The following is a 22,933-nucleotide window of genomic DNA, read 5'->3' on the forward strand; positions in this document are numbered from 1 at the left end:
TCGGAGGGGTTGGGGGAGGCTTTAAAACAATATAATTATGGCACAAGAAGATGATTTAAGAGCATTGGGTAAGGTCATGGACTTTATGCGGGGTATATCAGTGATATTTCTCCTTATCAACTGTTATTGGTTCAGCTACGAAGCGTTTCACGAGTGGCACTTCACGCTCGGTATCATCAACAAGATACTAATAAACTTCCAACGTACCACAGGCTTGTTCTCGTCCATCCTCTGGACAAAACTCTTTTGTGTGGTATTCCTTGCCCTTTCTTGCTTGGGGACAAAAGGAGTGAAAGAAGAGAAAATCACATGGAAAAGGATTTGGACGGTGCTTTTCTCAGGCTTTGTCTTTTTCTTTCTCAACTGGTGGCTACTGGTATTGCCCATCGGCAAGATCGGAGTAGCTTCCCTCTATATATTTACGCTATCCGTTGGCTATATCTGTCTGCTGATGGGTGGCGTATGGATGAGCCGACTACTCAAAAACAACCTGATGGACGATGTATTCAACACAGAAAACGAGAGTTTCATGCAGGAAACACGGTTGATGGAAAATGAATACTCCGTCAATCTTCCTACACGCTTCTACTATAAGAAGAAGTGGAACAATGGTTGGATTAACGTAGTCAATCCGTTCCGTGCCTCAATGGTGCTCGGTACACCTGGTTCGGGTAAGTCCTACGCCATTGTGAACAACTACATCAAGCAGCAGATAGAGAAAGGCTTTGCGATGTATATCTACGATTATAAGTTTCCCGACCTTTCCGAGATTGCTTATAATCACCTACTTAATCACTTGGATGCCTACAAGGTAAAACCGCAGTTTTTCGTGATAAATTTCGATGATCCGAGAAAGTCGCATCGGTGCAATCCTATCAATCCTGCCTTTATGACAGATATATCGGATGCCTACGAGAGTGCCTATACCATCATGCTCAACCTTAACCGCTCATGGATACAGAAGCAGGGAGATTTCTTTGTCGAGTCACCGATTATCCTATTGGCAGCTATTATATGGTTTCTGAAAATCTATGAGAACGGAAAGTATTGCACCTTCCCTCATGCCATCGAATTTCTCAACCGTCCCTACGCACAAATATTCCCGATACTCACCTCCTACGATGAGCTTGCCAACTACCTTTCACCCTTTATGGATGCTTGGGAAGGCGGAGCACAGGACCAGTTGCAGGGGCAGATAGCCAGTGCCAAAATACCACTTTCACGAATGATTTCACCTGCTCTTTATTGGGTGATGACAGGCGATGATTTCTCACTTGACATCAATAACCCTAATGAGCCGAAAGTACTTGTTGTAGGTAACAATCCCGATCGCCAGAATATCTACTCAGCTGCTCTTGGACTATATAACAGCCGTATTGTGAAACTCATCAACAAAAAGAAACAGCTCAAATCTTCGGTGATAATCGACGAGTTGCCGACCATATATTTTCGTGGACTGGATAACCTTATTGCCACAGCCCGAAGCAACAAGGTTGCAGTATGTTTGGGCTTTCAGGACTTCTCACAGCTCACTCGCGATTATGGGGACAAAGAAAGTAAAGTGATACAGAACACTGTGGGCAATGTCTTTGCCGGGCAAGTCGTTGGCGAAACGGCCAAGACGCTCTCTGAGCGGTTCGGCAAGGTCTTGCAACAACGACAATCGATGACCATCAATCGAAACGACAAGTCCACCTCTATCTCCACACAGATGGACAGTCTTATCCCAGCATCCAAAATCAGCAACCTAACACAGGGTATGTTTGTGGGTGCCGTATCCGACAACTTTGATGAGCGAATCGATCAAAAGATTTTCCATGCAGAGATAGTAGTGAATAGTGCAAAGATTTCTGCTGAGATGAAAGCCTACCAACCAATCCCTACAATTGCAGATTTTACAAATGAAAATGACTCCGACAATCTCAAAGAGACTATCGAAGCCAACTATAAGCGGGTCAAGCAAGAGGTATTAACTCTTGTGGCTTCAGAAATAGAACGGATAAAAAGCAACCCGGCACTTGCTCGCTTAATCAAAGAGTAGGCTTAGGCAGAAAAAAAGATGGTTTATTTAATAAATTACCTTGTGGAGTGACGGCTTCTTGAAGTGGAACAAACTGTAGTGTACTGTCTTTATATACAGAATAGTGGTCTGTACGCAAAATATCTGAAAGATGTTTCATCTCATAGGGTAATTCTCTTAAACGCTCCAGCCACACTTCCTCAACAAATTTATTTACTGGTAATACTGAAAGTTTTTTACTTAATTCAATTTGCAAATCTGAGGTAGAGCGTGCCCGAACTTGAAAAAGATAATTTACAGCCTCTGGAGTAACTCCTTCACTATATGCTATGGCTTCTGCTGCCATAAGCAAGACTTCTGCATAACGATAGATGCCAAAATATTGCTTGTTAGAAGCAGCTATACCAGTCCCGGAAGTAAGCCAAAAATATGGAGCTGGAGCAAATATTTCAAAGATAGTCTTTCCCTCATCCTTAACCTTGAAGAAGGTATGGAAGTACTGTCGGTCTTTCCCTCTTATATCTCCCTCTGCATAGCAACTCATAAATGCCTGAATAGGCTTGAAGGCATTGAAAGCAACATGCTCTTTAACATTATCCCAGTTCCTAGCCATTTTGGGAAATGCAAAAGAAGCCCGGGGCAATGTCGTTGAGAGCGATTGAAAAATCAAAGTCTATAGTCATGGCGGAATCAACCCTTATGGTTTGCTGGCTTGTTCTTTCCTCTACAGCATTCCACACTCGCAAGGTTATATTGTGCTCACCAGCCTGAGTGAACACAACTTTAGCCGGAGTTCTCTCATTGGAACTACTGGGAATACCACCCTCGAATATCCATTCATATTCTTCTGCTCCGTAACTCTCGTTTTTCAATTGGATAGTTACAGGTGAGGTTTTGTCTTCCGATGCCTCTATGGTGAATGTCGATTCGATAGGAACGGCAGTCTCTTTGAGACAGGATGATAGCAAAACTGTAAAAAGCCATATCGCTATTGAGCGATATGGAATCTTTGCTATTATGATTTTATTTTTTATCTTATTCAATATCATTATTTCAATACATTTTCAAAGTTAGTTTCTTTTAGAATCATAGTCACAAAAGGTTTGTATCCTCTTATGTATTGGAGGATGCCCCATGCACATAAACCATCTGTAGTCATAATATCACGTATTGTCAATTCCTAATTCTTTTCGCTTCTTTTTCCAGAAGTCATTTATATTATCAAAATCTTCTCCATACTCAAAATCTTCATAAGGAGGTTCAAACCAATGAAAAACGATAGACTGCTTGGCGATTCTACAAACATAAAATCCTGTTTTATCCTCTCGGCAAAAAAAACATACCTCTCCTAATCTATCTTCTAGATGATTTCTCCAGTCCATTGTATTATCCCAGCTACTAAATTCTGGATTATATTGCCCCCCTTCTTTAAAATCTTTAGTGAGATATTTTGTCTCCCTATAAAAACTATAACCATACATAGAGTTATATCTATTTATTGTATCCAGTGTTATATTTTTCCAAAAGAAAGTTTCTAAGTTTCTCCTTAAAGAGTTCTTTAGGCAAGGAGCATTCGCCACAAGGATAGTACTCGCTGCATATATCTTTTTCTCGTTGTCATTACCTGTATTACCTGTACGATATTCAAGGACATAATAACTGCTTTTGTCAATCATATTGCATCTTGATATAAAAAAGACAAGACTTCCAAGGCAAAATACTAATCCTCCTAAAAAGAACTTTCTCATATTCATAATCTTCCTTCTATTTCAATTTCTTTTGATGTGAATCTTATGCCCCCACAACTATTTTTTGAAAGATGCAACTTAATGTCCTTGTTTTACTCCTCCACCAACCATACGCCATCTTTCTTAAGATAAACAATTGGCTCTGTATCAAATTTGAAACCCTCAATGGGGGTACGTTCCTCCCAAATGTCATCTATTTCACTTTCTTTTACATCCAAATGAGGATCATATCCATGCATAGCATGGTCTCCCGACATGGTTTGATATTCTATAGATGGATCTAATGTTATAATCCTGTCATCTGTAAGTCCTAAACACTGGCATTTATAACCTTTATAATTACAAAAACAACTTTTCCTATAGGCGGAATAATCATAATTGTCTCCGTAAGGTAAATATAAACCAAAATAGTCATCCTCTTCTTTGTGAAAACCAAGATCTAAAAAATTAGAATTCTGAGTATAAAGATGCCAACATGGATTATTAAACATATAACTAACATTTATATTTATCCATTCATTAGCAATATATATATATTCACCAGTCTGAAAATAATCACACTTTTGCCTTTCCATATACTGTTATTTTATTATTACGAATTTACCACTTCTGTATATAGCTCTGAGTTCTTCAGTACCATCATTAAATATTTCCCATATCTCAGTACCTTCTTGAATATCTATTCTACTTTGAAAATGCCATTCTGGAACACTTAATCTCCCATTATTACCAGAGGTAAAGCCATGTACTGTAAATGGATAACCCATATCTTCTGAAGTAGGGATGACAAGTATCTGGGGGCATCTTCTGATTTGACTCGGATTACTGCTATTCATTTTGCTTTATTTGATAATTTCCTTCATATTTATTTTTTAAAGCTCTACCAACCATACGCCATCTTTTTTAAGATAAACAATTGGCTCTACATCAAATTTGAAACCCTCAATGGGGATACGTTCCTCCCAAATGTCAGTTACTTCATTCACAAAAAGTTCATAAGGTAAATGAATTCTTCTATCATCATAAAAATGTAATCCTAATTTTTTCTTTGTCTCTAATTCAGGAGATAATATAATGTCATTATTTTTTTAAATGATATTTTCTAAATAATACTTTCCATCCTGATAGTTACAATAATTCTCCCTCTGAAAAGCACTTTGTATCTGTTCAGCGGATAGAGTTATGAAAACTTTATCTGATAAAAACTCATCTGTTTTGCAATTTTCATATCTTTTGAATCCAATACTCAATAGACCTTCTGTAAAAGAGGTTTGAAGACGATATAAGTTTTCTTCTACTTTCCAAAACCGACATTCTATACCTTTAAAAAAGGCATAGTCATCATTTTTTATTTTCAACATAACACATCATTTTATGATAATAAATTTTTCATATTCTTTACTGTAGATTGCCCTTAAAATTTCTTTGCCATCATTAGACACCTCCCATATTTCATCACCTTCATTGAATTTTACTCTTCGTAACAAATTCCATTCAGGTATTCCTAATCTACCATTGTTACCAGAGGTAAATCCTGTAGAAGTAAACGGATAGACCCGACTTCTAATCTATATCGTTTTGTGGTTCAATATAACGCATATTAGCGCATAAAATTATATCTTTTGCCCGATAATATGATATATATTGTAACGCAACTTCATCTAAAATAACTTTTACCCTCATCCCCAACAATTTTAAATGCTTTAGTTGAATCATTACAGACAAAGTCTTGTCTTCTGATGATTCGCTTAAGAATGCAGACTTGATTGGAACAGCAGTCTCCTTGAGACAAGAAATTACCATTATTCATTTTGCTTATTTGATATTTTGTTATGCCATGCACCATGCAGATTCTCTTCAATATATGAATTATCTTTGAACAGATAGACTAATGGTTCTACATCAAAAACAAAATCAGAGATAGGCTTTCGCTCTTCCCAAATAATTGGAGCAGAAGCGATGAATTCCTCATAAGGAACTTCTATTCGGCTATCATCATGATCATATAACTTCAAATATCTTCTCGTTTTACGTTCGTTTGGATATAGTATGAATAATCCATGCCATATATTCTCAATATTATACTTGTACCCCAAGTAAATGCAATACATACGACCTTCATAGGCAGAATAAGGATACTTCTGATCCATTTTAAGGAATAGCTTAAAATACTCTCCGCTTTTTGAGAATAACCTTGAATCAACCTCTTCTTTCGTATAGATATACCAGAACCACATATTGTCATTATTACAGTAAGTATCTAATCGTAGTTCTTTTCCATTTATTAAGATTCGCTTACCTACCTTTTTTTCTATTTTCATCATTTGATAACTATAAATTTTCCTTCTTTGAATACTGCATATAAAGTTTGCTTACCATCACGTGTTATCTTCCAAATTTCAGTTCCATCTTTAATGGATATTTTAGAACCTTCTTTCATCGTAAATTCTGGGACTCCAATTCTCCCTTTTATTCCAGCTGTATAACTCTCGTTTTTCAATTGGATAGTTACAGGTGAGGTTTTGTCTTCCGATGTCTCTATGGTGAATGGTGAATGCCAATTCGATAGGAACGGTAGTCTCCTTGAGACATGATGATAACAAAGTTGTAAAGAATAACATTGTTATTGAATGATATAGGATATTACATTTTTTCATTTTCCTTATTTGATATTCTATTATGCCATGCAACATGCAGGTTATCTTCTATCTATGCTTTGTCTTTGAACAAATAAAGCAGCTATAGGCAAAGTCCCATACTTTCTTCGTTAATTTCTTTTCTACTTCTACAATTCTTTATTTAATATTACGACTTTCTTCTATTAGTTGTTCTTTTGATGGTAATTTCTCTGGAATAAAAGAAAAAACAATGTCGTCATCTTCTATTAATTTTATATATCCATTTTCCTGCCATTTCAACAAAATGGGTCTAATTCTTTTATAATTATTTCGAATATTTTTATTTAGCATATCTAATAAATTCCAATCAACAATTGGAGACATCAAATAAATATTATCGTGATAAATATAATTTATTATTATTATTAATCTACTACGTTTCATTACTCATGTATTATTTGAAGTTTATGACTTCTCCTGTTTTCAAGTTTATCATTCTTTAGTTCCGCTATTAGACTGACGAGACATTATACTCGATGGCAAATTCGTTATTTTAAACTTATTGCCTTCGATAATTTTTACGATACCCTTTTCTTCAAGAACCAATAAATAATCTTTTAAGAGACTCTGAACATTTCTATTGTTTGTAAAGTCTTCTACAGACCAAATGCTACCCAAATTTCTATAGAGAAACTCCAGTTTGTGTAGAAACTCCTTTTTTATTTCGTTAATCCCCCTCATTCTTTTGACAGATCTTTCTTTATGTGAGTGATTTGTTTCATGCTTGGTGGTTTCAAGACCTCTATCATTTGTTCGTCATCTATTTTGAATAATCTGATAAATCCTTGTTCTTCCCACAGTTCCAATATAGGTAATAAATACTCAAAAGAAGAATCTAGTGGTGATGGTAAAGCATCCCATTTAAATACTGAGTTATAGAACCCAAAATCATGTCTGAGTACTTTAATTAACATCGTTGTCATTTTTCTCTTTTTCATATATTAAAAAATAATAATTTCGCCAGTTTTAAGATTTATAAGTCTTCTCAATTTTATTGTTTCTTGTGTCACAAACTGTGTGCCACCACCTTTTCCATATTGAGGATAACTACGAGTAATTATTTCTATATTAGGAGCATCATCCCAATTCGCTTTTGGAAAAGCCACAGATGTTTTTATTTGATCAGCACTAAATTCTGCACGCCAAGTAGCATCTGTCATATCTCCATTTAATTGTAATTTTGATATAGCTTCAATTGGATTATCAAACTTATCCAACGAAAAGTATGTCAAATCATCCCCTCTCATAGGAGGAATAACACCTGTTCTCTTAAGTTCTTCTATATACTTTGCTTGAGAACCAATATACCTATATCCTATTTTTCCTTTTATCAATTCTGGGGCTGCGTCTTGTATATTATCAACCTTTTTCAAGGCATCAATTCCCTTCTGCTCATAGTATGCTATTATTTCTGCAGCAGCACCACCATTTTCTTTGAATTTAACGTAAATAAGCTGCTCTGCCTTCTTGCCATATCTTGCAATGGCAATTTTTCTGGCCTGGCCTTGTATCTCGTTAATATTTATAGAAGTCTTCCCACTCTTCCATAACTCTTCGAACTGAGCTGCCAGTTTTGAAGTCTTTGCATTCTGATAGACATTTTTTGTGGAAATTATCAGGTCGAGACTTCTGATGGAACGTATTACCTGCGGAACATTGGCAAGTGCATCTATTGCGAGGTATTTACTTTGCCATTAGTACATGACGCTAAAACCAAGTATGTAAAAATCAGGAAAACAAACTTTCTCTTCATTTGTTATTTACTATTTCTGGTTTCTTGGATTTCCATCTATGATAATGTCATCGTTTGATATGCTCTTCGATGTGCGTTTCACCTTATCATGCAGCTTTCCTATACGCAGGCTGACGTTTATACCGAAGCTGCGATAGTCACGTCTTACATTTGTAAAGCGATTTGTAAAGTCGGCAGTTTCGGTAAGCTGTTCTATACGCAAATCATTTTGGAACAGATTATTTCCATAGACGGTCACCGTCAACCTGTCGTCTTTCAAGAAAGAACGAATCAGCATAAGACGGTACATCATGGAGCCTTCGGTATACCCTTGCAGATTTAAGCTTCGGCTGTTCAGCGAACAACCTGCCACCATTCTCAACCTCCACGGCAGGTTCTTCTGTAAATTGACCGAAAGACTGCTTGAATATCCATTATTATGCTGTCCCAGCTGTGAACTTTTAAGATTGGTATATGCTCCGTTTGCATTGACATTCAAGGTGGCGCTCCCAGAGAGTGCCCACCGGATGTAAAGGTTCAGATAAACATTACTTCTCTTGAGCAGATTGCCATACGTGGAGATAAGGGTGGCATCTTCCCCTGTTACCATATTGTCGGTCAGGGAGACAGGATTACCCCAATAGGAGTAGCCGATGATGCCACGATCCTGTAAGTCGAGTCCTGCCGTCATGTTTATTCCAAAGCGCCGGGCAAACGAGTTGAACGAGAGGCTCAGGTTATGCGAGGATGATGTGGTCAGGTCAGGGTTTCCTGTCTTGATGACTGTAGGATTCGTCCGGTCTACATAGGGATTCAGATTCCAGATGTTGGGGCGTGATATGCGCATGGCATAAGAGAACGTGAGCATCCGTGTCTCCCCTATACGGTAGCCGATTGACAAGGAAGGGACCACGTTATCGAATTGCGCACCGAAACTTTCATAACGCGTCAGGAGGTTATCTTCAGGATAGCTTACTTTCTGCGAAGAATGCTCATAACGCAATCCCATCTTTCCTGATATTTGCTTATGCTGTATGGCATATTCCGCGTATGCGGATGAAATATCAGTCCTCTGTCTGTAAGAAAGAGACGGACTCTGGTCTTCCGCAAAAGGTTCTTCCGTACCTGCCGTTCTTGTAGCTTCGACATTGTCACTCTTATGGTTGCGATGGATGTATTTAGCCCCCACACTCCATGTATGCTTTCCACCTCTGGTTACGGTATAGTCTATCTGACTGGTATGTTCGTCCATATGCAGATCGGACGTGGTACACAGGTCCTTGAAACTTAAATCCGGTGTCTGGCCTTTTTGCCAGTAATAAAGGCTGGAGGACATAACGGTGGAAGGTACTGCTGAAAAGCGATACGACAGCGTTATGACACCGCCATGTCTGCCAAACGTGTGTTGGTAATCGATTCCTGCGTACAGGCTATTAATTCGATTGCGTGACGCATGCTCATTATCGAAGCTGTATCTATGCCCACCATTGCCGTCGTACATATCAGTGTGCATGTCCGTCCGGCTTTTCCCTGTGTAGTTCTCTACTCCTGCCGTCATACTGATCAAGTGGCGGCTGTCAAACTCATAGCTGCCGCCCAATTCCATGAAATGGGCGGGTGCCTTGACCTGATAATCAGAGTAGGAGTGCATCTGTCCTGCTGCCGACAGCGTTTTACCTGTGCGTTCCGTCTCCTGCCATGCCTTGGGTGGTCTTGAATAGCTTACTCCGTCCGTGACTGACAGGGTTAATTTCCCGACCTTGGCCAGGCCTGACACGTTTGCACTTTGTGCTATATTCATTACTCCCACGCCCAGACTGACGTTGTAGCCTTCCAGCTTCGAACTGCCTAACGTAATGATGTTGAGTATCCCTGCCACGCCCTCCGCATCATATTTGGCACCGGGATTCGTAATGACTTCTATCTTCCTGACGGTCGAAGCGGGGATGGTCCTCATCATCTCCGTGGGCTTGTTGCTCATCATGGTGTTTGGCTTTCCGTTCACATATACCTTAAAATCAGTACTGCCCTTTACTTTCACGACATCATTCCCCTCTACCGTAACCATAGGCACCTTCCGCAGCATTTCCAACAGCGTCATGCTCCTGCCGTCGGGATCATCGGTTACATGATAGGTTATCCTGTCGAGCTCTGCCTTTATCAGCGGGCGTGAGGCACTGACCTGCACCTCCTTCAGATGTACGGTCGAGTCTCTCATCTGGCTGAGGGTGTCATTGCGTGTCTGTGCAGAGGCAACCGCTGTACAGGCTATGTACAGCGGTATCATGAATATCAGCCCCACCGTCCGGTTTTCAGCTATTCTCGTCTTCATTCTTCCACGGTTTTTGATACATGAAACTCAAAAGTGTTACTGCCTAACAGTCCCAGGCCATCGGTACCTTCCACGACTCCTATAAACTGCGTATTGATGTCAGATGTCCAGAATGGCACGGTAGCATCTCCGTTCTTGTCAGTCAGAACAGAGGGACTCCATAGCAATGTATTCCGCGCATCGGGTAGCGAGGACAGCATCTCCACGGAATCGGGCGTATAGAACTCGCGTTGGCCATAGTAGCCCTTGACACGCGTGATGTTATTCATACGGAGCAATTCCTCATCGGTGTAGATAGGACCCTCATACTTTATGTCCTCGACATCTTTGACGATCGATATTCCCTGTGTATTAGGTTCGTATTTTATAATCCGATACATCTTTCCGATAACGGGTTTCCTCCGAACATTTAAAGTATCTCTACTATGTTGAGCACATTGGACAGGTGCTCTTTCATCTCCCATTAAGTGGGAATATCCCTCTTTGTAGTTTTCTAAAAAGCCGTGTTTGCAGACCCATGGGCCTAAATTTATATTTACCAGGCTATCCAGCCTCCCCATGAACTTATCCCTGAAGGGAATCCTGCGCTTCCTGGTGACAAGTACCTCGTTCAGCAGCACTGTCCCTGTCTGGGTTGTGACAAGCTCCGCGTCTTTCTTTTCTTTCTCGACATTGTTCAAATAAGATTGGTATGATTTTTTCGACTTCCTTATGGAGTCTATCAGTACCGTACCATCCGAGAGCGTCAGATGTGGCTTGAACTCTTTTCCCAGAAGTGGCTTGATATAGACATATCCACCCCGAAGTGTATTCATGACAGACACGGGAACAGAGAAGTTGCCCACGGAATCGGTCCATAGGAACTGACTATCCCCGGAAGGTCCGAACACCTGAATCACCTGCTCACCTCCGTTGGTGGTATTTCTTTTCATCTTACGACTTCCCACGGTTTCTCTTCCGATGATGCTGTCACATAGGAATGGTTTCCCATGATAGTCCTTCCGACTTTCCTGCCAGGTATACCGCCGCCACCCTTGCGTAAGAAGCAACAGGTCCAAAGCATGCAATCTGTCCGGGTTATTCCGGTCGAAGTAGTAGGCGGGGTGATGAATATTACCACGTATCTGGGTTGAGAGTAAATTATAGGACAGCATCGTTTCCCGGTAGGATTGATTCATGTAAGCTTTGTCAAAGATACTCACGCATATTTCTGCCTGTACCGGTTTTCCCTCGGAATCGGTCACATGTATCCTTACTTTACCTTTATCACGGCGTGAATAGACTTCTTTCGACGGACGAGCTGTTATCGCCAGCTGTTTATCAGGCAAGACATAGAACAACCTTTCAGCTACCGGACGCTGCTGCTCATCGTAAAGGGTTGCCTCGGCAATTCCCTGTCCGATAAACTCGCTCGTAGGCAAAGTGATGATGAGGCTATCCCGAAGTATGCCTTTGGCCCGACAACAGGGCACATTACGCATCTGCACAAATAGAGTTATACGGCGGGGCATGCTTCCCTTGGGCTGCCTCACCGAGAACACAACATTTTTCCTGTCTGTGTGTTCCAAATGCATTACCATGCCAGAACGGAGAGATGTGGGAAGAGGAAACTCTTGCCCATTGGTTAGTCGTACCGTGTAGCGGATTCCTTCTTGAGGGACGAACGAAAAGAGCCCCATTCCGTCATGATAGCTTTCTAAGTCCAATATCCTCGCTCCGTTTTCACATAGCCAGCCATTCAAGGGGGCAGGCATACCTTGGTTGTCTGTTGTCTTAAATGCAACATAATTTTTTATACCCTGAACCAGATAGCCCCCCTCCGGATACAAGCCAAGTCTGATGTTATCTCTCTGCTGTCTAGCTTTCGTGTCTTGTGGTTTCTGTTTGTCGATTCGGTCAACAACCCATATTTTTTGAGGAAAGATGGCTTCTGTGCTGTCTGCATAGAACGAAGACTGAGTATATCCTTCCACCCGGTATTCCCCAGTATTCCATTTCTCCCCGATGAAGACGTGTCCCTCAGCTCGCCCACCGGAAATCGGATATTTCTCATTCCACACAAGACTGTCGGCGGAATCATAGATTCTCAGAAAGAGAGTCTGGCTCCTGTCTGACAGTGTTAATAAGGAGCGGTCGAACAGCCAGGCTTTGAACCACATGTCTTCCCCCGTCTCATAGACTCCCTTGCTAAAGAGCATGTATGGCTGATCTTGAGGCAGTGCCGCATGGATTACCTCCAAATCTCGTGCAATATGCGGTTGATTCTGACCGAATACAGTCAGGAAGAACGGACCCAACAGGAGAAATATTCCAAGATTTTTACAGATTTTCATAGGATGCTTCTTACAATTACGAAGCAGGGAGAGCGACCGCCCCCCCTACTAAAATTAGATTACTTATACGGACGCAGTCACGGTACTCCACAGAGAACGCACAGACTCCAGCACCACTCAGACATTTTCCGCTTACAAACCAGTCTGAGCCTTGTGCACAGTCCCATAATGTCGATTTTACAATCATACTTATTCTCAAGTTCTACAATGAACATATGTCATATTATCAGTATGGACAAATTTATCATTTTTCTTTCAGATGCGGAAATTTTTGATGGATTATTTTCTCTATTAGGGGTACAATCTGTACTTTTCCCGACATTTCCCTATTTATCCAGCCTTATCTCTGATTTCGGTTTGATTCATTTTATACTTATATTTTTGTAATATCACAAGGATTTACTCATAAAAATATAAGAATTATGGAATCAAACAACAATGACAACTATGTGCTGGTCTTGGAAGACCGCACGGAAGTGAAGAACGAAAAGGAAGTGGGTAAATTGTCCGTCATATCCAGTGTTGACGACAAGGGAAACCTTAAAAGCACCGAAGCAATCGCTGCTAACCAAGCGGCATTCTTGAAGTTCAACAACAAGGACGGACTTCTGAAGAACTTTATGACCAATTTCCTTAAACAATTCAACAAGCCGACTCATTTCGGGTTGTACAAGGTCGTGGCAGACAATGTGGAGCAAGGCGTGGACAACCTGCGTACCCTGCTCCAAAGCCGTGAGAAGCCCGAAAGCAAACAGCAACTGGCTGAGATGGGCGTTCCCTTTGAGGACTATTTGCCTCGGCAGAAAAATGCCACCGCTATCGACCCTGAAAAGGTGGATTGGAAGATGCTCGACAATCTCGGTCTTTCCCGCGAACACTTAGAACAGAGCGGAGAATTGGAGAAACTGCTTAACTGGCAGAAGACCAACCTCGTAACGCTTGCCGTACCTATTGGAGACACTACTATCTACACCGAAGCTCGCCTTGCTTTTCGCACGGACGATAACGGCAATATCGGTTTGGCAATTCATCCTTTGAGAAAAGAACCACAGCTTGACTTTCCCTATATGGGTTACAAGTTCTCTCCCGAAGAAAAGGAGCAACTCCTTGCTACGGGTAATCTTGGCAAGACCATTGAGGTAACACCTAAGAATGGAGAGTCTTTCTCTGCCTACGTATCTATCGATTCGCAGACGAATGAAATCATAGCCCTGCGTGCCGACCGTGTGAACATCCCTAAGGAGATCAAGGGCGTAACGCTCTCTGATGTCCAGTACAAAGATCTTGTGGAAGGCAAAGCCGTGAAGGTGGAAGGTATGACTGCCAAGAGTGGTAAGACCTTTGATGCAACTTTGCAGGTCAATGCCGAGCGAAAGGGCATTGAGTTTATCTTTGGCGACAACAAGAGTTTAAGAGAACGACAGGAACACAAACAGACACAGCAGCAAGGTGTTCCACATAAGCTTTGCGGCTTAGACTTATCAGATAAACAGCGTGAAGCCTTGGATAGCGGTCGTACACTATATCTAAAGAATATGGTGGATAAACAAGGGCAACCTTTCAATGCGTACGTTCGTATGGACAAAGAACAGAATAGACCACGTTTTTACAAGTGGAATCCTGACAAGAAGCAGGAAACTGGCAAGGAAAAGGTGGTAGCTGTAGCCGAAGAACACAAAACACAGGTAGCTGTCAACAACCACGGCAAGACGAATGAAGCTACCAAGAACGTGAAAGAACCGCTGAAAACGGGACAGACACAGCCTACTGCTGCCCAAAAGCAAAAGCAGGACGAGAACAAACAGAAGAAGTCCCGTGGACGTAAGATGTAATCCATAATTCTATTATCGACTATGACAACTTGTATTATCGCCGAGAAACCCTCGGTAGCCAGAGATATTGCCCGCATCGTAGGAGCAACGAGCAAGCAAGACGGATATATGGAAGGCTGCGGCTATGTCGTTACTTGGGCAATGGGACACCTCATCGCCCTTGCCATGCCTGAAGCCTACGGTTTTTCTGCCTATAAAGCTGAAGACCTACCCATCCGTCCCAATCCTTTTCAGTTAGTGGTACGACAAGCGCGCAGGGACAAGGAGTATGTATCAGATCCTGCGGCATTGAAGCAACTCAAAGTGATACGCTCCTGTTTTGACAAGGCAGATCGTATCATTGTCGCCACCGATGCAGGGCGAGAGGGTGAGCTCATCTTTCGCTACATCTATCAATATCTAGATTGTAAAAAGACTTTCGAAAGACTTTGGATAAGTTCACTCACAGACAAGGCTATCCGTGAAGGACTTTCCAACCTCAAGCCTGGTATCCATTACGACAATCTCTATCATTCTGCCAAGGCAAGAAGCGAAGCTGACTGGCTGGTGGGTATCAATGCAAGTCGTGCGCTGTCCATTGCCCGCAAAGGCAGCTATTCTTTGGGACGGGTACAGACCCCAACACTTGCTATGGTCTGCCGTCGGTACATAGAGAACCGTGATTTTTCTTCCGTACCCTATTGGAAAATATCCGTCCTTACAGAAAAAGAGGGTGTGTCGCTGAAAACCATTGGCAGTAAAGACTATGAAAATGAAGCATTGGCACAGACTGCTCTCGCTACGCTTCGCAGTCAGAGCCAGCTTACAGTGGAATTGGTCGTAAGAAAGGTGGCTGGTACACCGCCACCACTCTTGTACGACCTTACTGCCTTGCAGAAGGATGCCAACAGACGCCACGGCTTTTCTGCAGAAAAGACCCTCTCGATAGCCCAAAGCCTCTATGAGAAGAAAATCACGACCTATCCCCGCACTGGCAGCCGATACATCAGCGAGGATGTCTTCGAGGAAGTCCCCGCCCTGCTGCGCAAGATAAGAGAAACACTTCTGACTCCGCTTAACCGCCATTCTGTGGACAATACCAAAGTTACCGACCACCACGCCATCATCCCGACTGGTGAAACACCATCAGGATTGTCGACAGATGAAATAACTATCTATCAAATGGTAGTTAATCGCTTCATAGAAGCCTTTTCTCCCGATTCCGAGGACGAGCGTATGCAGGTGCGGTTTACTGACGGTACCAACATCTTTACTTGGAAAGCGTGTAGGCAGATTTCCTTGGGATGGAAAGTCGTACAGAAAGGTAAAGAAGCGGAAGCAGATAAGAAAGAAGATAGTGATGAACATATTTTGTCTTCATTGCCGAACTTGACAGAAGGTGAAGTCCTATCACTTGTCAATGCGGACATCACCGAACATAAGACCAAACCTAAACCTCTCTACACAGAAGCGACACTGCTTTCTGCTATGGAGAACGCCGGCAAGGAAGTGAAGGAAGACGATAAGCGCAAGGCAATGGCAGAGTGTGGTATTGGAACACCTGCCACCCGTGCCAACATCATCGAGACGCTTATTCTCCGTGATTATATCCGAAGAGACAAGAAATCCATCATACCTACCGAGAAAGGCTTAGCTGTCTATGAAATTGTCAAGGACAAGAAGATTGCCAATGCAGAGATGACTGGCAGTTGGGAACTTGCCCTTGCTGTTATTGAAGCAGGAAAGATGCCATCTGATAAGTTCTCACAAGGTATCAACTCATACGTGGGAACAATCTGCGAGGAACTCCTAACACTTACTCCCGAACAGAAGTCCTATCCTGTATACCGCTGCCCAAAGTGCGGACAGCAGAGTGTAGGCATCTATGCCAAGGTAGCCAAGTGCAGGCATGAAACTTGTGGTTTCCACGTATTTCGTGAAGTCTGCAGCATACTTCTCTCTGAAGATAACATCCGTGACTTGATAAATTCTGGTCGTACGCCTATCCTTAAAGGACTGACCAGCAAGGCAGGAAAGAAATTTAATGCCCGACTGGTTTTGGGTGAAGACTACGCCACTTCCTTTGAATTTGAGAACAATAAAGGAAAACAAAGAGGGAAATAATCCTGGCAGAAACAACGAGGAACGGATATAGGTTGGGAGATACAAGTATTGCCTCCCGACCTTTTTACCTCCACTTATTAAAAGCAAACACTATGGCATACAATAAGAAAGAAGTCCTACAAGCCAACACGGAAGCTATCCGTGTGGTCTTGCGCCTGGAAAAAGAACGCCGCGAAGCCACCGAAGCTGAAAAAAGTATCTTACGAAACTATCAGGGCTTCGGTGGCTTGAAATGTGTACTCAACCGTACAGATACCCCCGATGATATACGCTATTGGAGCAAGTCAGAGCAGAATCTCTTTGAACCTACCCAGCAGCTCAAACAGATGATTTATCGTGAAGCCTTAGATGCTAACACCGCCAAGCGGTATTGGGAGAGCATCAAGGCAAGCGTACTAACCTCCTTCTATACTGATACCCGTATCGTTTCAGCCATCTCAGACGCTCTCACTTCTGTAAATGTACCCATACGTCGATGTTTGGATCCTTCAGCTGGCATGGGAGCATTTGCTGAAACCTTTGCAAGGCAAGCGGGAGTTGTAGATACAATGGAAAAGGACCTGCTCACTACCCGCATCTCGCAAGCCCTTCACCCCTATGGTAAAGGCAATGTGTTTGTTTGCAACGAGCCTTTTGAAGCTATTGGAGAACTGGAAGACAAGGACAAATACGACCTTGTTACAAATAACATTCCTTTCGGTGATTTCATGGTCTATGACCGAGAGTATAGCAAAGGCAAGGACACTCTCAAGCGTGAGTCCACACGTGCCATTCACAATTACTTCTTTGTGAAAGGTCTGGACTGCGTCAAGGAAGGTGGCTTACTGGCATTTATCACCTCACAGGGCGTTTTGGACAGTCCCCGCAATGAAGCCATACGCCGTTACCTCATGCAGAATAGCCGCCTTATCTCCGCTCTCCGCCTGCCATCGGGTATGTTTTCAGACAATGCAGGAACGGACGTAGGCAGTGACCTCATCGTCCTGCAGAAGCAGACGGGTAAAGAAATCAGCGAGGGAATTGAACAGCAGTTCGTAGAAACCGTTTCCGTTGCTAAGGAAGAAGGCTCTTCTGTCGTCTTCAAGCATAACTCTCTTTTTGTAGGAGATTGGAAAGACATATCTCATCGCACCATTGCTACAGAGCGCATAATGGGTACAGACCCTTATGGAAGACCTGCATGGGAGTATCGGTTCACAGGAGGGATTGAGAAAATGGCAGAAAGTCTCCGAACACGGCTCTCCCTTGAAATGGAACAACGTATCGACCGTAAACTATATGAAACAGGTATACCAATGACAGAGGTAGAGGTAGAGCGAGAGGCAGAAGCAGAGAAACAGCTTCGCAAGTTGGGTATTACCATAAGTCGAGAAGAAGAAACAGAGAAAACAAAGACTGAAGACAAGGGAATAAACGATGCCTATAACCTCATGCCCGACAGTATCAGAAAGCAACTGCCTAAACTTTACAGCACGGAAAAGGAACTCATTGGCGATAAGGTTGCGTATGCACGCTATTTCTTCCCTATGGGAGCATACACAGCCTACCTTCTGGAGTATGATCCTAAGAGCCGTATTGGTTTCGGTGCCGTCACGATGGGTTACGGCTGGGAGCTTGGCAATATGTCCCTCGATGAGATGGAAGGCGTGAAGGTAAGAGGACTGGGGATTGAACGCGACCTGTACTTCTCTCCTAAGAAATTGCATGAGATAGCCGAACTGGAAGAAATCGTCAGGGGACAATATACCATAGAAGAAGTGATAGCAGAGGAAATCAAGGAAGAAGTGATAACAAAGGCAGAAACAGAGAATAAGGTTAAGGAGACTGTGGCCATTCCTTCTGAGAACGATACGCAGGTAATGGAAGATACCGTTCCTAGCGGAGAGACAATTCCATTACAGTCGTCATCATCAGAGTCCGCTCCACAACAATTAGTATCAGAACAGCCTTCCACAACTGTTGAACCTGCTCCTGAAGGCGTACCCGCCTTGACACTTCACCATCAATACGATCAGGAACCACAAGAAATCCGTACGGATATTGAAGCTCCAAGAGAGATGAACGGGCAGACAATATTCTTTGACGATGATCATCATCCAGTGGTGGACAATAACATGGAAGACATCGGACAACCAGAACAGCTGTCACTATTTGTTCCAGAGGAATACAGCCTTTGGACTAGAGAGATCAGCCGTGTGAACAATGAAATTAAGGATAATTCAGGAACTTCACAGGCACGCCGTCCTATAACACAAACTGCTCCCCAGAAACCATCGGAGTTCAAAATGCAAAAGGCAGCGACCATTCCTCAACGGCGTACCCGTGGTAGCAGGAAAGCAGCTTCTTCCTCTTCACGTGAGCCATCACTTTTCGACTTCATGAACGAAACCGAGGAGCGTAAGCCGCAGCCGATAGCAGAAGTCAGAAAAGAGTTTGACGCTTCACCGCGCCCTTTTCTCTCTTCGCCGGACTCTCATCTAAGAGACGGCTCCATTGTCGTGCAGAAAGGGCAGGTAGGCTTTCTTTCTGACCTGAAGCGACATCCCACCTTTAACCCGATGGACTTGCCGTATGCCCAGCTTTCCCGTCTCAAAGCCTATATCGAGATACGGGAGTGCTATCATCGCCTCTATGACTACGAGGCAGAGAACCATGCAGAAGACAGGGAAGACCGCAGCAGACTCAATCACCTTTATGATGATTATGTATCCCGCTGGGGCTACTTCAATCAGAAGGCTAACACTGACATTATCAAGATGGATGCTACAGGCGTGGAAATGCTCTTCTTGGAACGCTCCGAAAACGGCAGGTACATCAAGGCGGACATCTTCGACCATCCCACGGCATTTTCTACCACGGAACTAACCGTTGCCGCAGACCCGATGGAGGCATTGGGTGCATCGCTCAACAAGTACGGTACGGTGGAGCTTGACTACATGAGTTCGCTTTTACCTGATATGGAGGAAAGCGACATCATTTCTTCCTTGGAAGGTCGCATCTATTTCAATCCCGAAGAAAATACTTACGAGGTGGCCGATAAGTTCATTTCTGGCAATGTGATAGAGAAGACGGAACGTATCGAGTCATGGCTCTTGGAACATCCTGAACACGAAGAGGCAAAGCAGAGCCTTGCCGCCTTGCGTGCAGCCACGCCAACACCCATTCCTTTTGCCGATTTGGACTTCAATCTCGGTGAACGCTGGATACCTGCTAAAGTCTATGGTAGGTTTGCCTCGGAGTTTTTCGGAACGGATATTAGCGTATCCTACCATTCGAACATGGACGAGTACAGTATTGTCTGTGACCGAAAGAATGCCAATATCTGGCACAAGTATGCCGTACAGGGAGAGTTTCGCCGCTATGACGGCATCAACCTCCTGAAGCACGCCCTGCACAATACCATTCCCGATATCAACAAGAGCAAGGAAGTGACGGATAAGGTTACGGGAGAGGCCAAGACCATCAAAGTAAGGGACGGACATGCCATACAGATGGCAAATGCCAAGATAGAGGAAATCAGGCAGGGCTTTGTTGATTGGCTCGGACGTACACCTGACACGTTCAAGCAACAACTCTCTGACCGTTATAATCGTCTTTTCAACTGTTTTGTGCGACCCAACTTTGACGGTACGCACCAGACTTTTCCCGATCTTGACCTAAAACGATTGGGTATAACCGACCTCTACAAGAGTCAGAAAGATGCCGTATGGATGCTGAAAACCAACGGTGGCGGTATATGCGACCACGAGGTGGGAGCGGGAAAGACGCTCATCATGTGTACAGCTGCCTACGAGATGAAGCGATTGGGACTGGCAAACAAGCCGATGATTATCGGTCTGAAGGCAAACGTATTCGACATTGCTGATACCTTTAGGAAAGCTTATCCCAATGCTAAGGTACTCTATCCAGGCAAGAATGATTTCAACAAGCAGAACCGCCAGCGTATTTTCAACGACATCAAGAACAACGATTGGGACTGTATTATACTTACGCATGAACAGTTCGGCATGATACCGCAGGCATTGGAGATACAGGAAGCGATTATGCAAAAGGAACTGGACTCCGTGGAAGAGAATCTCGAAGTGTTGCGACAACAAGGAAGAGACATCTCCCGTGGTATGCTCAAAGGCTTGGAGAAGCGCAAGCAGACACTGGAAGCAAAGCTGCAGAACATACAGGACAGCATCGCCGAAAGAAAAGACGATGCCGTGGACTTCAAGATGATGGGTATCGACCACCTCTTTGTAGATGAATCACACCAGTTCAAGAACCTGATGTTCAATACCCGCCATGACCGTGTGTCGGGTTTGGGCAATCCTGATGGCTCACAGCGTGCTTTAAACATGCTCTTTGCCATTCGCACCATACAGGAGAGGTCTGGCAAGGATTTGGGAGCAACATTTCTTTCTGGAACGACCATTTCCAATAGCCTGACGGAACTGTATCTTCTGTTCAAGTATCTTCGTCCGCAGGCTTTGGAGAGGCAAGGTATCAACAGCTTTGACGCATGGGCAGCCGTCTTTGCCAAAAAGTCGACCGACTACGAGTTCTCCATCACAAACGACATCATACAGAAGGAACGGTTTAGGACATTCATTAAGGTGCCTGAGCTGGCTGCTTTCTATGCGGAAGTATAGGATTTGGAAGCAAGAAAAGGCGAAGAATGCGTATCTGATTGAAATAGAGGATATATTGCCTTTTTACTCATTGAGTTGCATCAAAGGAAATAGGCTAAGAAAGGAGTGAAAAAGCAAGAGTTCAGTTACCAAATCGTTCGAGAAACGATGAAAGGAAAAGAACGGCTAAAAGTGGTAACTAAAACGGTGTTTTCTCTTTCATTATCAATGTTTTGCATCACTCAAAGTTCCTCTAAGAAGTGTAATTTTGCAAGCAAAAAGACAATGGAAAAAGAAAAAATGAAGCTGCTTTTCTACCTCAAGAGAGGTACGCAGGACAAAAACGGGAAAAGTCCCATCATGGGACGCATCAGTATCGGTCGCTCAATGGTTCAGTTCAGTTGCAAATGTGCCTGTACACCCAATCTATGGGACAGTCGCAAACAAAGACTTGTGGGCAAGAGTGCTGAAGCCGTATCAGTAAACAACGAACTTGACCGACTGCAAGTAAGTGTCTGTAAAGTTTATGAGATGCTTTTAAAGAAGTCTAATGTTTCAGTAAGGGCAGAGCAGGTAAAGGAACTTGTTCTCGGGTTGAATAGCGGATCGCAGGGGCTGCTTCATCATACAGACGAGTATATCGACCGCTTCCGTGAGCGAGTGGGTATAGACCGCAGTGAAAGAAGACTGAAATGTCTGCTGCTCTTCCGTAAGCATCTGGCAAAATTTCTCAGACATCGCTACCGTGTGGACGATATTCCCGTGCAAAAAGCCGATACTGCCCTTATCAAAGACTTGGAGGAGTATTTTGCCAAAGAAAAGGGTTTTAAACTCAACACCTCAGCTGGTTATCTTACAATGCTGGCATCCCTACTCAAGGACCTGCACAAACGGCACATCATAGACATCTATCCTTTCATCGCTCACTCTATCCGTTGGGACGTGGGTACACCCCGATACATCACAAGGGAGGAAGTAAACAGAATAGCAGCATTAAGCGATAACGAACTGCAAGGCTACGAGCAGGTATCAAGGGATATGTTTCTCTTTTCGTGCTATACCGGTCTTTCCTATACGGATGTGTACCACCTCACGGCAGAGCATATCATCCACGAGTCTGGTATGAATTGGATACGAAAGCCGAGAGTGAAGACGGGCAACCTATGCCACATTCCGCTATTGCCCGAAGCATCCGCCATCATCGAGCGGTACAGGGGTATCCATACAAGGGCGTTCCGTCACGAACCGCCCAAAGGGTATCTGCTGCCCATACCGGGCTGCGATACGGTGAACATACACCTCAAAAAGATAGCACGGCTTTGCGGTATTCAGAAAACACTGACTTTTCACATGGCAAGGCATACCTTCGCATCGCAGATGACACTCTCTGAAGGCGTGTCTATCGAAAGCGTATCGAAAATGCTCGGACACAGCCAAATAAAGACCACACAGGTGTATGCAGAGACTTCTCCAGCGCGTGTCTTTCGGGATGTGGAGAAGATTCTCCCTCTCATCGCACAATATCGTTTAATCAACTAA

The 22,933-nt window shown here is 43.2% G+C and carries 18 protein-coding genes; 5 read left to right on the top strand and 13 right to left on the bottom strand.

The genetic code is table 11. From position 1 onward, the window contains the following. The first annotated feature begins 37 nt into the window (after positions 1-37). Positions 38-2,041 carry a conjugal transfer protein MobC gene (gene mobC / locus A3GM_RS0106580; protein WP_018362593.1) on the top strand — a complete coding sequence of 668 codons (2,004 nt, stop codon included), beginning with the start codon at positions 38-40 and terminating at the stop codon, positions 2,039-2,041. On the opposite strand, the gene A3GM_RS0106585 is transcribed toward mobC, so the two are convergent. From A3GM_RS0106585 to A3GM_RS11060, 13 genes are all read right to left on the bottom strand, one after another. Continuing rightward, positions 2,031-2,633 carry a RagB/SusD family nutrient uptake outer membrane protein gene (locus tag A3GM_RS0106585; RefSeq protein ID WP_018362594.1) on the bottom strand — a complete coding sequence of 201 codons (603 nt, stop codon included), beginning with the start codon at positions 2,631-2,633 and terminating at the stop codon, positions 2,031-2,033. The two genes, mobC and A3GM_RS0106585, sit on opposite strands and share 11 nt — an antisense overlap. Further along, positions 2,626-2,988, bottom strand: coding sequence for a PKD domain-containing protein (locus A3GM_RS11050; protein ID WP_238299370.1), 363 nt, complete (start codon positions 2,986-2,988; stop codon positions 2,626-2,628). The genes A3GM_RS0106585 and A3GM_RS11050 overlap by 8 nt, the downstream gene beginning before the upstream one ends. A 195-nt stretch (positions 2,989-3,183) precedes the next feature. Beyond that, positions 3,184-3,774 (bottom strand): hypothetical protein, encoded by a 591-nt coding sequence (locus A3GM_RS0106600; protein ID WP_018362597.1) that lies wholly within the window; start codon positions 3,772-3,774, stop codon positions 3,184-3,186. 86 nt (positions 3,775-3,860) lie between these two features. Next, positions 3,861-4,343, bottom strand: coding sequence for a hypothetical protein (locus tag A3GM_RS0106605; protein WP_018362598.1), 483 nt, complete (start codon positions 4,341-4,343; stop codon positions 3,861-3,863). A gap of 6 nt (positions 4,344-4,349) precedes the next feature. After that, positions 4,350-4,604: a hypothetical protein gene (locus A3GM_RS0106610; protein WP_018362599.1), complete on the bottom strand. Its 255-nt coding sequence runs from the start codon at positions 4,602-4,604 to the stop codon at positions 4,350-4,352. 252 nt (positions 4,605-4,856) lie between these two features. Next, positions 4,857-5,129 carry a hypothetical protein gene (locus A3GM_RS11715; protein WP_018362601.1) on the bottom strand — a complete coding sequence of 91 codons (273 nt, stop codon included), beginning with the start codon at positions 5,127-5,129 and terminating at the stop codon, positions 4,857-4,859. A gap of 441 nt (positions 5,130-5,570) precedes the next feature. After that, on the bottom strand, positions 5,571-6,092 hold the full coding sequence (locus A3GM_RS0106625; RefSeq protein ID WP_018362603.1) for a hypothetical protein: 522 nt from the start codon (positions 6,090-6,092) through the stop codon (positions 5,571-5,573). 99 nt (positions 6,093-6,191) lie between these two features. Next, positions 6,192-6,425 (bottom strand): hypothetical protein, encoded by a 234-nt coding sequence (locus A3GM_RS11585; RefSeq protein ID WP_240430788.1) that lies wholly within the window; start codon positions 6,423-6,425, stop codon positions 6,192-6,194. 138 nt (positions 6,426-6,563) lie between these two features. Beyond that, positions 6,564-6,830, bottom strand: coding sequence for a hypothetical protein (locus A3GM_RS0106635; protein WP_018362605.1), 267 nt, complete (start codon positions 6,828-6,830; stop codon positions 6,564-6,566). A gap of 293 nt (positions 6,831-7,123) precedes the next feature. Beyond that, the gene (locus A3GM_RS0106645; RefSeq protein WP_240430789.1) at positions 7,124-7,384 is read right to left on the bottom strand and encodes a hypothetical protein; all 261 of its coding nucleotides are present in this window, start codon (positions 7,382-7,384) and stop codon (positions 7,124-7,126) included. Between the two features lie 3 nt (positions 7,385-7,387). After that, positions 7,388-7,819: a hypothetical protein gene (locus A3GM_RS11720; protein ID WP_018362608.1), complete on the bottom strand. Its 432-nt coding sequence runs from the start codon at positions 7,817-7,819 to the stop codon at positions 7,388-7,390. Positions 7,820-8,209: 390 nt separating this feature from the next. After that, complete coding sequence (locus A3GM_RS0106655; protein WP_018362609.1) at positions 8,210-10,510, bottom strand: outer membrane beta-barrel family protein; 2,301 nt, start codon at positions 10,508-10,510, stop codon at positions 8,210-8,212. Next, entirely contained in the window at positions 10,507-12,843 is a 2,337-nt protein-coding gene (locus A3GM_RS11060; RefSeq protein WP_018362610.1) for a hypothetical protein, read from the bottom strand. The genes A3GM_RS0106655 and A3GM_RS11060 overlap by 4 nt, the downstream gene beginning before the upstream one ends. A gap of 422 nt (positions 12,844-13,265) precedes the next feature. Here A3GM_RS11060 and A3GM_RS0106665 point away from each other — a divergent pair, with 422 nt between their 5' ends. From A3GM_RS0106665 to A3GM_RS0106680, 4 genes are all read left to right on the top strand, one after another. Beyond that, positions 13,266-14,675: a DUF3945 domain-containing protein gene (locus tag A3GM_RS0106665; protein WP_018362611.1), complete on the top strand. Its 1,410-nt coding sequence runs from the start codon at positions 13,266-13,268 to the stop codon at positions 14,673-14,675. A 21-nt stretch (positions 14,676-14,696) separates the two neighbouring features. Beyond that, a complete protein-coding gene (locus A3GM_RS0106670) occupies positions 14,697-16,778 on the top strand; it encodes a type IA DNA topoisomerase (RefSeq protein ID WP_018362612.1) in 2,082 nt (693 codons plus the stop codon). Positions 16,779-16,870: 92 nt separating this feature from the next. Beyond that, positions 16,871-21,415, top strand: coding sequence for a DUF2958 domain-containing protein (locus tag A3GM_RS0106675; protein ID WP_018362613.1), 4,545 nt, complete (start codon positions 16,871-16,873; stop codon positions 21,413-21,415). A gap of 264 nt (positions 21,416-21,679) precedes the next feature. After that, entirely contained in the window at positions 21,680-22,933 is a 1,254-nt protein-coding gene (locus tag A3GM_RS0106680) for a site-specific integrase (protein WP_018362614.1), read from the top strand.

This window comes from Hoylesella nanceiensis DSM 19126 = JCM 15639 (genome assembly GCF_000379965.1).
GTDB classification, from domain to species: Bacteria; Bacteroidota; Bacteroidia; order Bacteroidales; family Bacteroidaceae; genus Prevotella; species Prevotella nanceiensis.